Annotated in this window: 12 protein-coding genes; 4 read left to right on the forward strand and 8 right to left on the reverse strand. The window is 72.5% G+C overall.

Annotated features, from left to right (window positions below; all coding sequences use genetic code 11):
- Positions 1–85 precede the first annotated feature (85 nt).
- From ACFUJY_RS04435 to ACFUJY_RS04455, 5 genes are all read right to left on the reverse strand, one after another.
- Positions 86–1,021 (reverse strand): dihydrodipicolinate synthase family protein, encoded by a 936-nt coding sequence (locus ACFUJY_RS04435; protein ID WP_383294354.1) that lies wholly within the window; start codon positions 1,019–1,021, stop codon positions 86–88.
- Complete coding sequence (locus ACFUJY_RS04440) at positions 1,018–2,007, reverse strand: oligopeptide/dipeptide ABC transporter ATP-binding protein (protein ID WP_383294357.1); 990 nt, start codon at positions 2,005–2,007, stop codon at positions 1,018–1,020. The genes ACFUJY_RS04435 and ACFUJY_RS04440 overlap by 4 nt, the downstream gene beginning before the upstream one ends.
- Positions 2,004–3,971: a dipeptide/oligopeptide/nickel ABC transporter permease/ATP-binding protein gene (locus ACFUJY_RS04445; RefSeq protein WP_383294359.1), complete on the reverse strand. Its 1,968-nt coding sequence runs from the start codon at positions 3,969–3,971 to the stop codon at positions 2,004–2,006. The genes ACFUJY_RS04440 and ACFUJY_RS04445 overlap by 4 nt, the downstream gene beginning before the upstream one ends.
- Before the next feature lies 1 nt (position 3,972).
- The gene (locus ACFUJY_RS04450; protein WP_383294362.1) at positions 3,973–4,923 is read right to left on the reverse strand and encodes an ABC transporter permease; all 951 of its coding nucleotides are present in this window, start codon (positions 4,921–4,923) and stop codon (positions 3,973–3,975) included.
- A 92-nt stretch (positions 4,924–5,015) separates the two neighbouring features.
- Positions 5,016–6,608 carry an ABC transporter substrate-binding protein gene (locus ACFUJY_RS04455; protein ID WP_383294364.1) on the reverse strand — a complete coding sequence of 531 codons (1,593 nt, stop codon included), beginning with the start codon at positions 6,606–6,608 and terminating at the stop codon, positions 5,016–5,018.
- A gap of 169 nt (positions 6,609–6,777) precedes the next feature.
- On the opposite strand from ACFUJY_RS04455, the gene ACFUJY_RS04460 reads away from it, so the two are divergent.
- The 3 genes from ACFUJY_RS04460 (at position 6,778) to ACFUJY_RS04470 (ending at position 10,134) form a co-directional block, all read left to right on the forward strand.
- Positions 6,778–7,497 carry a FadR/GntR family transcriptional regulator gene (locus ACFUJY_RS04460; protein ID WP_383294367.1) on the forward strand — a complete coding sequence of 240 codons (720 nt, stop codon included), beginning with the start codon at positions 6,778–6,780 and terminating at the stop codon, positions 7,495–7,497.
- Positions 7,498–7,678: 181 nt separating this feature from the next.
- Positions 7,679–8,680 carry an acetylxylan esterase gene (locus ACFUJY_RS04465; RefSeq protein ID WP_383294369.1) on the forward strand — a complete coding sequence of 334 codons (1,002 nt, stop codon included), beginning with the start codon at positions 7,679–7,681 and terminating at the stop codon, positions 8,678–8,680.
- Between the two features lie 17 nt (positions 8,681–8,697).
- Positions 8,698–10,134: an exo-alpha-sialidase gene (locus ACFUJY_RS04470; RefSeq protein ID WP_383294372.1), complete on the forward strand. Its 1,437-nt coding sequence runs from the start codon at positions 8,698–8,700 to the stop codon at positions 10,132–10,134.
- Between the two features lie 14 nt (positions 10,135–10,148).
- On the opposite strand, the gene ACFUJY_RS04475 is transcribed toward ACFUJY_RS04470, so the two are convergent.
- Together ACFUJY_RS04475 and ACFUJY_RS04480 are read right to left on the reverse strand one after the other, a co-directional pair.
- The gene (locus tag ACFUJY_RS04475; RefSeq protein WP_383294375.1) at positions 10,149–10,829 is read right to left on the reverse strand and encodes an ABC transporter ATP-binding protein; all 681 of its coding nucleotides are present in this window, start codon (positions 10,827–10,829) and stop codon (positions 10,149–10,151) included.
- A complete protein-coding gene (locus ACFUJY_RS04480) occupies positions 10,826–11,941 on the reverse strand; it encodes an FtsX-like permease family protein (protein WP_383294378.1) in 1,116 nt (371 codons plus the stop codon). Before ACFUJY_RS04480 ends, ACFUJY_RS04475 begins: the two co-directional genes overlap by 4 nt.
- 117 nt (positions 11,942–12,058) lie before the next feature.
- On the opposite strand from ACFUJY_RS04480, the gene ACFUJY_RS04485 reads away from it, so the two are divergent.
- Positions 12,059–12,640 (forward strand): TetR/AcrR family transcriptional regulator, encoded by a 582-nt coding sequence (locus tag ACFUJY_RS04485; protein ID WP_383294380.1) that lies wholly within the window; start codon positions 12,059–12,061, stop codon positions 12,638–12,640.
- Positions 12,641–12,647: 7 nt separating this feature from the next.
- Here ACFUJY_RS04485 and ACFUJY_RS04490 read toward each other — a convergent pair whose 3' ends face one another.
- Positions 12,648–13,337 (reverse strand): FadR/GntR family transcriptional regulator, encoded by a 690-nt coding sequence (locus ACFUJY_RS04490; RefSeq protein WP_383294383.1) that lies wholly within the window; start codon positions 13,335–13,337, stop codon positions 12,648–12,650.
- Positions 13,338–13,388: the final 51 nt, after the last annotated feature.

Consider the following 13,388-nt stretch of genomic DNA (forward strand, 5'->3'; position numbering starts at 1 on the left):
CTTCCCCGAGCACGAAGAGGTCCGGCCCGACAGCCCTGAGCTGTCCGGCCGGACCTTTTGTCTTCCGCCCCGGGCGGCGTACGCGTCAGACGGTGGCGAGCCCCGCGCGCTCCAGGCAGCCGGCGACCGCCGCCGTCTCCTCCGCGTCGAGCGGGCGCATCGGCGGGCTCATGACGTTGGTGGCGATGATCCCGCGCAGCATCAGCGCGGTCTTGAACGCTCCGAGCCCCGCCGCCGTGGCGGACGCCGTGCCCGGACGGGCGGCGCGCACGATGTCGAACAGCCCGACCAGACGGTCCTGTTCGGCGCGCGCCGCCGCCCAGTCACCGCGCACCGCCGCCTCGTGCAGACGTACGTACCCGTGCGGATCGACGTTGCCGAGCCCCGGCACCGAGCCGTCGGCGCCCCCGAGCATCATCGCGTCGACCACCAGCTCGTGGCCGGTGAGCACGGAGAAGCCCGGCAGCTCGCGGGCGCCGATGACCAGCCGGCGGAACGAGCCGTCGTCACCGCTGGAGTCCTTCACCCCGGCCAGCACGCCGTCGGCGGCGAGCGGCAGCAGCAGTTCCGGGTCGAGCTTGCTGTGCACGCAGACCGGCACGTCGTACGCCAGGACCGGCAGGTCGAGCGCGGCGGCGACGTCCCGGAAGTGGCGGTCGATCTCCGTGGCGTGGGTGCGGGTGTAGAACGGCGCGGTCACCACGACGGCGTCGGCGCCCAGCTCGGCGGCGCGGCGGGCGCGCTCGATCGCCCGGTTGGTGGTGGTCTCTATCGCGCCGACGAGGACCGGCACCCGGCCGCCCGCCGCCGCGGTGACGGCCTCGATGACCCGGTCCTGCTGCCCGGGGGTGAGGTAGGCGGTCTCGCCGGAGCTGCCGAGGGCGAAGAGTCCGGTGACCCCGCCGTCGACGAGGTGCCCCACGACCCGCTCCAGCGAGGGGATGTCGAGCTCGCCGTCCGCGGTGAGCGGGGTGACGACGGGCGGGATCACTCCCGTGTAGCGGGGGGTGCGGGCGGTCATGCGGTGCTCCTTGCGGACGGTACGGGGATCGGGCCGGTCTGGGGGTGGACGCAGTGGTGGCGGTGCCCGTCCGGCCCCTCGGTGCGTTCCAGGAAGACCGTGGCGCAGGCGTCGTCCGCCTTCCAGCAGCGGGTGCGGAAGGGGCAGCCGGCCGGCGGGTTGGTCGCCGAGGGGACGGGGCCGGTGAGTACGATGCGCTCGGTGGTCTCCAGCAGGCTGGGCGTGGCGGAGAGCAGGGCCTCGGTGTACGGGTGCGAGGGGGCGCCGGCGACGTCGGCCGCGCGGCCCTCCTCGACGATGCGGCCGAGGTAGAGGACGGCGATGCGGTCGGCGAGGTAGCGGACGGTCTGGATGTCGTGCGAGATGAACACCATGCCCAGGCCGAGGCGTTCGCGCAGGTCCACCAGGAGGTTGAGGACCTGGGCGCGGACCGAGACGTCGAGCGCGGAGGTGGGCTCGTCGGCGACGATCAGCTCGGGCTCCAGGGCCAGGGCGCGGGCGATGGCGACGCGCTGGCGCTGGCCGCCGGAGAGCTGTCCGGGCAGCGCGGCGAGGGTGTGGCCGGGGAGGCCGACCAGGTCGAGGAGTTCGGCGACCCGGGCGGTGCGTGCCTCGCGGGTGCCCCGGCGGTGCACGTCGAGCGGGTCGCGGAGGATCTGCTCGACGGTGAGGCGCGGGTTGAGCGCGGTGGACGGGTCCTGGAAGACCACGCCGACGGCGGAGCCGAAGTCCTGGCGGCGCTGGGGCCCGGTCATCTCCCACAGGTCCCGGCCGTGGAAGGCGACCGTGCCCTCGGTGGGCTTCTGGAGGCCGGTCAGGACCCGGGCGAGGGTGGATTTGCCGCAGCCGGACTCGCCGACGAGGCCGACGATCTCGCCGCGCCTCACCTCCAGGTTCGCGTCGGTGAGGGCGTGGACGGCGTCGCGGCGGAAGACGCCTCCGCTGCGTGCCATGTGGCGTACGTGGACGCCGTCGAGCCTGATCACAGGGCGCTCCCTTCCAGCTGTGCGGTCTTCGCGGGGTGGTGGCAGGCGAAGCCGTGGTCCTCGGTGGCGGCGTGTGCGGTGAGTGCCGGGGTGGTGGTGCGGCACAGGTCGGTGGCGGCGCCGCAGCGTGAGGCGAAGCGGCAGCCTGGGCCGAAGCCCTGGGGGGCGGGGACGACGCCGCGGATCTGGTGCAGCCGGTCGGCGCCGGCCTCCAGCGAGACGACCGAGCCGAGCAGGCCGCGGCTGTAGTGGTGGGTGGGGGCGGTGAGTACGGAGCGGGTGGCGCCGATCTCGGCGAGGCGTCCGGCGTACATCACGGCGACGCGGTGCGAGAGGTCGCCGACGAGGGCGAGGTCGTGCGAGACGAGCACCATGGCGAAGCCGAGTTCCTCGCGGAGCCGTACGAGGAGTTCGACGACCTGGGCCTGGACGGTGACGTCCAGTGCGGTGGTCGGTTCGTCCGCGATGAGCAGGCGGGGGCTGCGGGAGAGGGCCATGGCGATCAGGACGCGCTGGCGCTGGCCGCCGGAGAGTTCGTGGGGGTAGCTGCGCAGGGTGCGTTCGGGTGAGAGGCCGACGAGTTCGAGGAGTTCGGCCGGTGTCTTCGTACCGCCGCGCGAGGTGAGCTGCTTGAGCTGGGTGCCGACGAGTACGGAGGGGTTGAGGGAGGAGAGCGCGTCCTGGTAGACCATCGCGATCTCGGGGCCCATCAGGGCGCGGCGTTCCTTCGGCGGGAGCCCCAGGAGGTCGCGGCCCCGGTACAGGATCTCGCCGCTGACCTCGGCGTTGCGGGCGAGGAGGCCCATCACGGCCAGGCTGGTGATGGACTTGCCGCAGCCGGACTCGCCGACGAGGCCCAGGGTCTCGCCCTCGTGGACCGTGAAGGAGAGTGAGTCGACGACCGGCGTCGTGCCGTAGCGGTCGGGGAAGCGGATCGCGAGGTCGCGTACGACGAGGAGTTCGGCGGCGTCCTCGGGGACCGGGGTGATGGTGGGTTCCTGGGCGTTGACGCGCCGGGCGAGCTTGGTGAGGGCGGCGTCGATGTCCACGGTGGAGCGGGCCTCGACGGGGTCGGGGGCGGTGGTGGCGTCGGAGGGGACGGCGGGGCGGGCCGCCTTCGGTGCGGCGGAGGCGTCGGTGAGGCCCTCGGAGAGGATGTTGAGGGCGAGCACGGTGACCAGCAGGGCGACGCCGGGGAAGAAGGTGGCCCACCAGCCGCCGGCGAGCAGGATCTGCCGGCCGTAGGCGAGGACGCTGCCCCAGCTGGGGTCGGGGTCCTGCACCCCGGCGCCGATGAAGGAGAGGCTGGCCTCGAAGATGATCGCCTCGGCGACCATGACGGTGGCGAACACCATGACGGGGGCCATGCAGTTGACGGCGACGTGCCGCAGCACGATGTAGCCGCGCCGGGCGCCGATGACCTTCTCGGCGGCGACGTAGTCCTCCCCGTACTGGGACAGCACGTTGGCGCGGACGACGCGGGCGAGCGAGGGGGTGTAGACGAAGGCGATGGTGAAGATGATGACGGGGATGCTGGTGCCGAAGACGGCGACGAGGACGGCGGCCAGCGCGATCGGCGGGAACGACATCACCACGTCGAGGGTGCGCATCACGGACTCGTCGCCGAGCTTGCGCGAGGTCGCGGCGAGGGCGCCGAGCACGGAGCCGGCGACCAGGGCGACGGCGGTGGCGCCGAGGCCGACGACCAGTGAGTAGCGGGAGCCGTGGACGACGCGGGCGAAGACGTCGCGGCCGGCCCGGTCGGTGCCGAACCAGTGGTCACCGCTCGGTGCCTGGACGGGGGTTCCGGTGGTGAGCGGGTTCTGGGTGAGCAGCGGGGCGAGGACCGCGCCGAGGACGACGAGGACCAGCACGCCGAGCGCGATGCGGGAGGTGGCCGGGAGCGCGCGGAAGGCGATCCCGGGGCGGGAGAGCTTGGTGGTCAGCCGGCTGGTGGCAAACATGTCAGACCGTCCTGATGCGCGGGTTGACCAGCAGGTAGAGCAGGTCGACGATGACGTTGACCACCAGGAACGCGATGGCGATGGTCAGTACGGTGCCCTGGACGAGGGCGACGTCGCCGCCCGTGACACCTTCGAGGATGAGCTTGCCCATGCCGGGCAGGTCGAAGATCGCTTCGATGACGACGGCGCCGCTGAGCAGGTAGCCGACCTTGACGCCGAGCACGGTGAGCGGGGTGACGAGCGCGTTGCGCAGCACCGAGCGGATCACCAGGAAGACGGGCAGGCCGTTGCCGCGTGCGGTGCGGACGTAGTCGCGGTCGAGTTCGGCGACCATCGAGGTCCGTACCAGGCGGGCGAGCGAGGCGGCGACGGGGACGGCGAGCGAGACGGCGGGCAGGGCCATGGAGCGCAGCCAGCCGCCGAAGGAGTCGGCCGGGTTGGTGTAGCCGCCGGTCGGGAAGACCGGGGAGTTCAGGGCGAACTGCTGGATGAGCAGGACGCCGAGCCAGAACGAGGGGATGGCGACCCCGGCCATGGAGAGCACCCGGAAGAGCTGGTCGGGCCAGCGGTCGCGGTACATCGCGCCGAGCACACCGGCGACGACGGCGAGGACGATCGCGAGGATCAGGCCGAGGATCGTCAGCTGGAGGGTGAGCGGGAAGGCGGCGGTGATGCGGTCCGCGACGGGCTGGCTGGGCGGGACCGTCATGCCCAGGTCCAGGTGGAGCAGCTGGCCCAGGAAGTGGAAGTAGCGTACGGGCAGCGGGTCGTTGAGGCCGTTGGCCTCGGCGAAGGCCAAACGGGCCTCGGGTGTGGCGCTCTCCCCGAGCGCGTTGAAGGCCGGGTCGACCGGCGAGAACTGCAGCACCACGAAGACGAGCAGCGCGATGCCGAGGATCATCACCGGCATCATCGCGACGCGGCGCAGCGCGAGCCGGAGAAAAGCAACCATCGTCGGGTTCCTTGCGGTTGGGCGGTCCGGTCCGGGGCGCCGGGTGGGGTCGTACGTCCCGGACCGGGGCTTTCAGGCGGGGCCGGCGGGCCTCAGCCGCGGCTGACGTCCAGGAAGGACAGGCCCGTGGTGGGCAGCGGCTTGAAGCCGGGGAGCGCCTTCTCGTTCCAGGCGGTGGGCAGCTTGCGGTGCAGGATCGGATAGAGCGCGGCCTCGTCGGCGACGAGGTCGGTGACCTGGCCCCACAGTTCCTTGCGTTTGGCCTCGTCGGCGGCCTGGGCGGCCTTGTCGAGGGTCTGCCTGACCTTCTTGTACGCGGCGGACTTGCCCCAGCCGTAGCGGCTCTCGGGCCAGAAGCCGTAGTAGAACCAGCGCAGCAGCAGGTCGGCGTCGTTGCCGAAGACCGAGGGGTCGCCGGGGGCGACGAGGACGTCGAAGTCGCCCTTGTCGATCTTGGCGTACTGGGCCGGAGACTGGGCGATGTCGAGCGTGACCTTGACGCCGGCGGCCTCCCAGCTCTCCTTGAGCAGTGGGGCGATGTCCTTGACCCAGCCGGTGTCGGTGGTCAGGACGGTGAAGGAGAGTCCCTTGACGCCCGCCTCGTCCAGGAGCTTCTTCGCCTTGTCCACGTCGTGCGTGTAGACGGTGGCTGCCTTGTGGTAGTCGGGGTGGGTGGCGGGGACGTAGCCGGTGGCGGCGGTGGCGTTGCCGACCATGGCGGTGGAGATGATCTTCTCGGTGTCCAGGGCGTAGTGCAGTGCCTGGCGCACCCGCTTGTCGGCGAACCGCTCGTCTGCCGTGTTGAACATGAGGAAGAGCAGGCCGAAGGACTGCACCGACTCGGTCTCGGCGGAGCCCGAGAGGCGCTTGACGTCGATGTAGGGGACGTCCTCGATGGCCTGGACGCGGCCCGACTCCATGGCGCTGACGCGGGCCGACTGGTCGGACATCAGGCGCCAGACCATCTTCTTGGCCTTGGCGGGGTGGGCGCCGTTGTACTTGTCGTACGCCTCGAAGACGATCTTGTCCTCGCGGGTGGCGGAGACGAACTTGTACGGCCCCGAGCCGACCGGCTTGGCGTCGAACGCCTTGGGGTCGGGCGCCACGATCTTCTTCGGCACGATCCGGGCGACGGCGATGCGGGACGGGAAGAGCGCGAAGGGGTACGTGAGCTTGAACTCGACCGTGCCCGCGTCGACGGCCTTCACCGTGTCGATGAAGGGCACGAACTGGGCCATCAGGGAGGCGTTCTTCGGGTCCAGGATGCGTTCGAAGCTGAACACCACGTCGTCGGCGGTGACCGGCGAGCCGTCGTGGAAGGTCGCGCCCTCGCGGAGCGTGGCGCGGTAGGTGGTGGCGTTGATCTTCTTCGGCATCTCGGTGGCGAGGGCGGGCCGTGCCACGAGTGTTGCCGGATCGAGATCCACCAGGCCCTCGAAGATGTGCATATTGGCAGCGTACGGGGTCGCGCCCGAGGTGATCATGGGGTCGAAGCCGGTCGACAGCGGGTAGGACAGGCCGGCCTCGATGAGGTCGCCGCCGCCCTTGTCGGTCGAGCCGTTGGCGGTCGAGGACGGCCCGCCGCACGCGGACAGGCCGGCCGTGATGGCGGCCGCGGCGCCGACGACGCCGGTGTAACGCAGGAAGGTGCGGCGCTCGACACCGGCTGATCTCAGCTCGGGCACGGGTCCTCCAGGGACTTGAGGTGGGGCGTCTGGGACGGCAATCGGGGAGCTGGCGCGGGTTCACGGGGGCCGTGGGACCCTGAGCGTCAGACGTCAGATGTCTGATGCCTTGATAGCGTGGGAACGTAGCTTGACAATCGAGAGGGGTCAAGAGGTGGGGAGTTCACATATGTCCGGAACGAAACCCGGCCGGCAGCTGCTCCGGCAGGAAGTCGTGGACGGCATCAAGCGGTACATCCTGGAGGAACGGCTCCGCCCCGGGGACCCGCTGCCCACCGAACCCGCCCTGTGCGAGGCACTCGGCGCCAGCCGCTCCAGCGTCCGCGAGGCCGTCAAGATCCTCAACGCGCTGGACATCGTGGAGGTCCGCCACGGCCACGGCACCTACGTCGGCCGGCTCAGCCTGTCCGCGCTCGTGGAGAGCCTGACCTTCCGGGGCCTGCTCTCCCCCGACGACGACTTCCAGGTCATGGCCGACCTGGTCGACGTGCGCGAACTGTTCGAGCGCGGGATGGCCGACCGGATCGTCTCGCGGCTCAGCGCGGAGCAACTGGACTCGCTGGACGCCCTCGTGGCCACCATGCGCGAGACGGGCGCCCAGGAGGGGCACGGTTTCGTGGACGCCGACCGGGCCTTCCATGCCCAGCTCGTGGCCCCGCTCGGCAACGAGCTGATCGGCCAGCTCTCGATGGCCTTCTGGGACGTGTACACGATCGTCGCGCCACACCTGGACGGGTTCACCCAGGCCGACGAGACGGAGACGATCACCGCCCACCAGAACATCGTGGACGCCGCGCGGGCCGGTGACATCACCGGGTTCATGAAGGCGCTGGGCGAGCACTACGCGCCCGTGCGCCGCCGGATCGCCGAGGCCCGCGCCCGGCGCTGAACCGTCCGCGCGGCGCCGAACCGCCGCGCGGACGAGCCGGGACGGTCCCGTGACGACCCTTGACGGCCGCCTCGGGCGGTGCCTAGGGTCCGTGTGCCGATAGGACATCTGACGTCATGCATCTGATGTCGACGCCCACGCTCCCGGCAGCTCCCCGCCGCGCCCCCAGGAGGGCACCTCCATGCCGTTGACGGACCTCTCGCTCGACGCCTGCCGCGACTACCGGCCGCCGCTGCCCGTCCCCGCGGACTTCGACGCCTTCTGGTCCCGGACCCTGGACGAGGCCCGCACCCAGGCGTCCGGCAAGCCCGTGTTCGCCGAGGTGCGGACCGGGCTCACCCAGGTCCGCACCTACGACGTGACGGTCCCGGGCTTCGCCGGGCAGCCGGTACGCGGCTGGCTGCGGATGCCCGCCGGGGCGGCCGGACCCCTGGGCTGCGTGGTGGAGTTCCTGGGCTACGGGCGCGGCCGGGGCCTGGCCCACGAGAACCTGCTGTGGGCCTCGGCCGGTCACGCCCACCTGCTGATGGACACCCGGGGGCAGGGCTGGTCGGCAGCCGGCGGCGCCACCGCCGATCCGGACGGGGGCGCGCCGGGCGTGGTGCCCGGCTTCCTGACCCGGGGGATCGAGAGCCCCGAGACGTACTACTACCGGCGGCTGTTCACCGACGCGGTGCGGTGCGTGGACGCGGTGCGCGAGCACCCGGAGATCGACCCGGACCGGATCGTGGTGACCGGGATCAGCCAGGGCGGCGGCATCACCCTGGCCGTCGCCGGGCTGGTGCCGGGGCTCGCCGGGGTCATGCCGGACGTGCCGTTCCTGTGCCACGTCCGCCGGGGCGCCGAGATCGCGGGCCGCCCTCCGTACACCGAGATCGCCGAGTACCTGAAACTGCACCGCGACCGCGCCGAGCAGGTCTTCGCCACGCTCGCGTACTTCGATGCCGCACTCCACGCCACCCGGACCACGGCCCCCGCGCTGTTCTCCATCGCGATGATGGACGACATCTGCCCGCCCTCCACCTGCTTCACCGCCTACAACGGCTACGCCGGGCCCAAGGACGTACGGGTCTATCCGTTCAACGGTCACGAGGGCGGCGCGGAGTACCAGCAGCGGGAGCAACTGGCCTGGGTGGCCTCCCTGTTCACCGGCCTGTCATCGGGGCAGGCCGGTCGCTCCTGACGAGAGAGAGATCGTCCATGCAGCGAACCGTCCCTGTCGCCCTGCTCGGCGCCGCCCTGCTGGTCGTCACCACGACCGGCACCGCGCAGGCCGCGTCACCCGCCCCCGGCACGCTCACGTCCCAGGACCTGACCGTCGACGGCGTCGGCTCCCCCCACTACCGCATCCCGGCCCTCACCACCTCGAACGAGGGCACCGTGCTCGCCGCGTACGACGCCCGGCCCACCCTGGGCGACCTGCCGTCCAACATCGGGATCGTGCTGCGGCGCAGCACGGACGGCGGGACGACCTGGCAGGCGCAGCAGGTGGTCCGCAAGGACGCCGCGCCCCAGGGGTACGGGGACCCGAGCCTGCTGGTCGACCGGGTCACCGGGCGGATCTTCCTGTTCTACGCGGCCGGGGTGAACCAGGGCTTCTTCGGCTCGGCCACCGGGAACGACGAATCCGATCCGGACGTCCTCCAGGCCGACTACAGCTACTCCGACGACGACGGGCTCACCTGGACCCACCGCCGGATCACGAAGCAGATCAAGGACCCGGCCTGGGGCGGGATGTTCGCCGCGTCGGGCGAGGGCATCCAGCTGCGCAACGGCCCGCACAAGGGCCGGCTGATCCAGCAGTACGCGATCCGGGACAACGGGGCCAACTACGCGGTCAGCGCGTACAGCGACGACCACGGCGACACCTGGCACATGGGCACCCCGGTCGGTCCGGGCGGCGACGAGAACAAGACCGTCGAGCTGAACGACGGCACGGTCATGCTCAACAACCGCTCGGCGCCGTACCGTACGGTCGCGTACTCCTCGGACGGCGGGGTCACGTACACGCCGTTCGTCCAGGACACCGAGCTGCCCGACCCGGCGAACAACGGCTCGGTCATGCGCTACGCCCCGGACGCGCCGGCCTCGGACCCGCAGTCCTCCTGGCTGCTGTTCAGCAACACCGAGGCCACCTCGCGCAAGAACCTCACGGTCAAGATGTCCTGCGACAACGGGAGGACCTGGCCGATCAAGAAGGTGGTGGACCCGGGCGCCGCCGCCTACTCGACGCTGACCCGGCTCCCGGGCGGGCGGCTCGGCCTGCTGTACGAGCGGGGGAACTACGAGCACATCACGTACTCCTCGTTCGACCTGAAGTGGCTCGGCGGCACCTGCGCGGACATCACCATCACCCCGCCGGCCACGCTGAAGGCGGGGACGGCCGCCGAGATCACCGTCCGGGTCGTCAACCGGATGGACGTCCGCCGCGACGCGGGCACGGTCGAGCTGACCGTGCCCGCCGGCTGGACGACGAAGCCGGTGGCCTTCCCGGCGACCCGGCCGGGTGAGGGCGCCAATGTGAAGGTGCCGGTCACCGTCGCCCCGGGCGCCTCCGGTGCCGTGAAGCTCACCGCGACGTACCGGGCGAGCGGGAAGACGGCGTCGGGGAGCGCGACGGTGACGGTCACGCCGTAACCGCCGCGCACCCTTCACACGGTCAGCGTGGCCATGTCCACGACCCGGCCGGCCGCCTCGGCGACCGCCGGGTCGTGGGTGGCGACGACGGTCACGCAGTGGTCCTCGCGGGTGCGCTCGGCCAGCAGCGCGGCCAGCTCGCCCGCCTGGGACCGGTCGACGGCGGCGGTCGGCTCGTCCACCAGGAGGAGCCGGGGCGACAGGAAGAGCGCGCGGGCCAGGGCGACGCGCTGGCGTTCGCCGCCGGACAGCTGCTCGGGGCGGTGGCGCAGCCGGTGCCCGAGGCCCACCGCGCGCAGCGCCTCCTCGGCCCGGGGCCGGTGCGTGCGGGGGCTTCGGCCGCCGATGTACGCGGCGGCCAGGAGCTGTTCGACCGCGGGGAGCGCGGAGAGCAGGTTGCCGCTCTGGAACATGTAGCCGATGTGGTCGCGGCGGACCCGGGCGCGCCCGGCGTCGGTGAGGGCCGCCAGGTCGTCGGCGCCCAGCAGGACCCGGCCGGCCGAGGGCCGCAGCAGGGCGCCCGCCACGGCCAGCAGCGAGGACTTCCCGGAGCCGGAGGGGCCGACGAGGGCGGTCATCACGCCCGGTTCGAAGGTGAGGGCCAGGTCCTCGAAGACGGTGGTACGGGTGTCGCCCCGCCCGAAGGAGACGGTGACGCCGTCCAGTTCGAGCGTGCGGGGCGTCGGGGCGTTCATCGGTTGGCTCCCAGCATGATCAGCGGGTCGGCGGCGGTGACCCGCCGCAGGGTGAGCGCGGTGCCGGCGAGCCCCACGGCCGCGACGGTGCACATGGTGGTGACGAGCGTGGTGGCCGGCAGGCTGAAGGGCACCCGCTCCCCCACGAGCAGGCCGACCGCCGCCGCGAGGAGGGCGCCGAGGGCGGTGCCGGCCACGACGACCAGGGCCGCCTGGACCACGGTGTGGGCGAGCAGCCGCCTGCGGGAGGCGCCGAGGGCGCGGAGCAGGGCGAGTTCGGGTCCGCGCTGCACGGTCCAGACGGCGAAGAAGGCGCCGACGACGAGCGGGGCGATCAGGTAGAGGAAGACCTGGATCGAGGTCATCGTGACGCGCTCCCCCGTGTAGCCGGGGGCCGCCTCGTAGGCCTCCTCCTCGGTGAGCGTGGTGGTGGAGTGGCGCTGGTCCAGGTCCGCCGCCGGGGTGGTGGGCGGGGTGCGCAGGGCGAGGGCGCTGACCTGGTCGGGTACGGCGGTGGCGGCGGGCGCGCCGGGGGTGCTGAACCGGATGCGCTGCCAGGTCTTCAGGGGCACGTAGGCGGCGGGCACGTGGCCGTAGCTCAGGCGGCCGGTGGTCCCGACGACGCGGAGCCGGATGCCGAGGCGGTCGATGACGAGGGTGTCGCCGACGGCCACCCCCTCGTCGGTGAGCGCGTCGGAGATCACGACGGTGCCGGCGTCGGCCGTGGTGAGCCGGCTGCCGCCGGTGACGGCGGGGCTGAGGAAGCCGTCCGGTTCGACCCCGAAGGCGGCGAGGTCGACCTCGGCGCCCCGGTCGGTCGTGCCACGGGTGATGGACACGCCGAGCGGCGTGGTGTCGGTGCCCGCGTCCTGGCGCCAGGCGGCGGCCGTCTTCGCGTCGAGGAGGCTGCGGGCGAACTGGTCGGAGCGGGCGTCGGACGAGAAGACCAGGTGGGAGGCGGGCAGGGCGCGCAGGGCCGAGACGGTGTCGTCGCCGAGGCCGGTGGTGAAACCGGAGACGATGCCGACGAGTGCGGCGACGAGCACCACGACGGACCCCATGAGTGCGAAGCGCCCTCGGGCGGCGCGCAGCTCCAGCAGTGCGAGGAACACGGCGGTTCCCTTCGAGGTTCGATTTAGGGACGGTGCGTCGCCAACATAGATGATGGGGACGCACCGTCCCCAAGTGGGGTCGGTCCACCGGAAGCACGGTGCTTCTAGACTGGGCGGATGCCCCGGATCAGCGCCGCCACGGTCGCCGAGCACCACGCCCAGCAGCGGCGGGCCCTGGTGCGGGCGGCGCGCGAGCTGCTGGAGGGCGGTGACGCGGAGGCGGTCACCTTCGCGGCGGTGGCCCGGGCGACGGGCCTGGCGCGCAACAGCGTCTACAAGTACTTCCCGGGCCGGCCCGAGCTCCTCGCGGCCGTGGTCGAGGACGCGCTGCCCCGCTGGACGGACGCCATCGACGCCGGGATGGCGGCGGCGCGCACCCCCCGGGAGCGGATCGCCGCGTATGTGTCGGCGCAGCTGGAACTGGTGCGCGGCGGCGAGCACCGGATCGCGCGGGCCCTGGCCGGGGTGCGGGACGCCCAGCTGGTACGGGAGAGCGCGGGCCGGGTGCACGCGGCGCTCCTCACCCCGCTGACCGAGGCGCTCACCGAGCTGGGCGAGGACGACCCCCGGCGCACGGCGGTCCTGCTCCAGGGCATCGTGAACGCCGCCACGACGGCGATCGAGGCGGGCGACGACTACGCGGCGGTCTCCGAGCGGGCGGTGCGCATGGCGGTCACGGCGATCACGGGCGGGACCTGAGTCCCCCTCACCCCGCGTCCAGCCGGTCCCGGATGCCGTCGAAGTGGGTGCGCATGGCCCGGACCGCGCGCTCCCCGTCGGCCGCCGCCACCGCCGCCACGATCTCGTGGTGCTGGCGGCAGGTGACCGACGGGTCCTGGTGGCCGTCGTCGAAGTCCTCCCGCACCCGGTCCATCGCGGCCCAGAACGCGTCGAGCACCTCGCTGAGCAGGTGGTTGTCAAGGGAGGCGTAGAGCGCGAGGTGGAAGGCCCGGTCCGTGGCGCGCGCGACCCGGCCGCCGTCCGCCGCCTCGCTCTCCATCTTCGCGACGAGTGCGCGCAGCACGCCGAGGTCGTCCTCCGGGACGCCTGCCGCGACGGCCCCGACGAGCCCGGCCTCCAGCGCCTCGCGCACCTTCATCAGCTCGGCCAGGCCCGGTTCGCCCTGACGGTGGCGGACGGCCGCCCGGAAGGCCAGGCCCTCGGCGAACGGTGACAGGGAGAGCGAGCCCACGAAGGTCCCGTAACCCCGGCGGATCTCCACGACGTTGACCGCCTGGAGCGACTTCAGGGCCTCGCGCACGGAGACCCGGCCGGCCTCGAAGAGGTCCATCAGCTCGGTCTCGGTGGGCAGGGCGTCGCCGGGGGCGAGGCGGCGCTCCAGAATGAGCTCCTTGACCCTGCGCTCGATGTCCTGAGCCATGGTGGGCCGCGCCACAACGTCCTCCCGGGTGCCGGTGCCCCTTGACCGTTCGCAGGAGCGTCTGAT

Source organism: Streptomyces sp. NPDC057249 (genome assembly GCF_042669245.1).
In the GTDB taxonomy this organism is placed as follows: Bacteria; Actinomycetota; Actinomycetes; order Streptomycetales; family Streptomycetaceae; genus Streptomyces.

Bases quoted from the DNA above. Each gene is read 5' to 3' on its own strand.
- ACFUJY_RS04435 (WP_383294354.1), bottom strand. From the start codon at position 1,021: ATGACCGCCCGCACCCCCCGCTACACGGGAGTGATCCCGCCCGTCGTC.
- ACFUJY_RS04445 (WP_383294359.1), bottom strand. From the start codon at position 3,971: ATGTTTGCCACCAGCCGGCTGACCACCAAGCTCTCCCGCCCCGGGATC.
- ACFUJY_RS04450 (WP_383294362.1), bottom strand. From the start codon at position 4,923: ATGGTTGCTTTTCTCCGGCTCGCGCTGCGCCGCGTCGCGATGATGCCG.
- ACFUJY_RS04460 (WP_383294367.1), top strand. From the start codon at position 6,778: ATGTCCGGAACGAAACCCGGCCGGCAGCTGCTCCGGCAGGAAGTCGTG.
- ACFUJY_RS04465 (WP_383294369.1), top strand. From the start codon at position 7,679: ATGCCGTTGACGGACCTCTCGCTCGACGCCTGCCGCGACTACCGGCCG.
- ACFUJY_RS04470 (WP_383294372.1), top strand. From the start codon at position 8,698: ATGCAGCGAACCGTCCCTGTCGCCCTGCTCGGCGCCGCCCTGCTGGTC.
- ACFUJY_RS04475 (WP_383294375.1), bottom strand. From the start codon at position 10,829: ATGAACGCCCCGACGCCCCGCACGCTCGAACTGGACGGCGTCACCGTC.
- ACFUJY_RS04485 (WP_383294380.1), top strand. From the start codon at position 12,059: ATGCCCCGGATCAGCGCCGCCACGGTCGCCGAGCACCACGCCCAGCAG.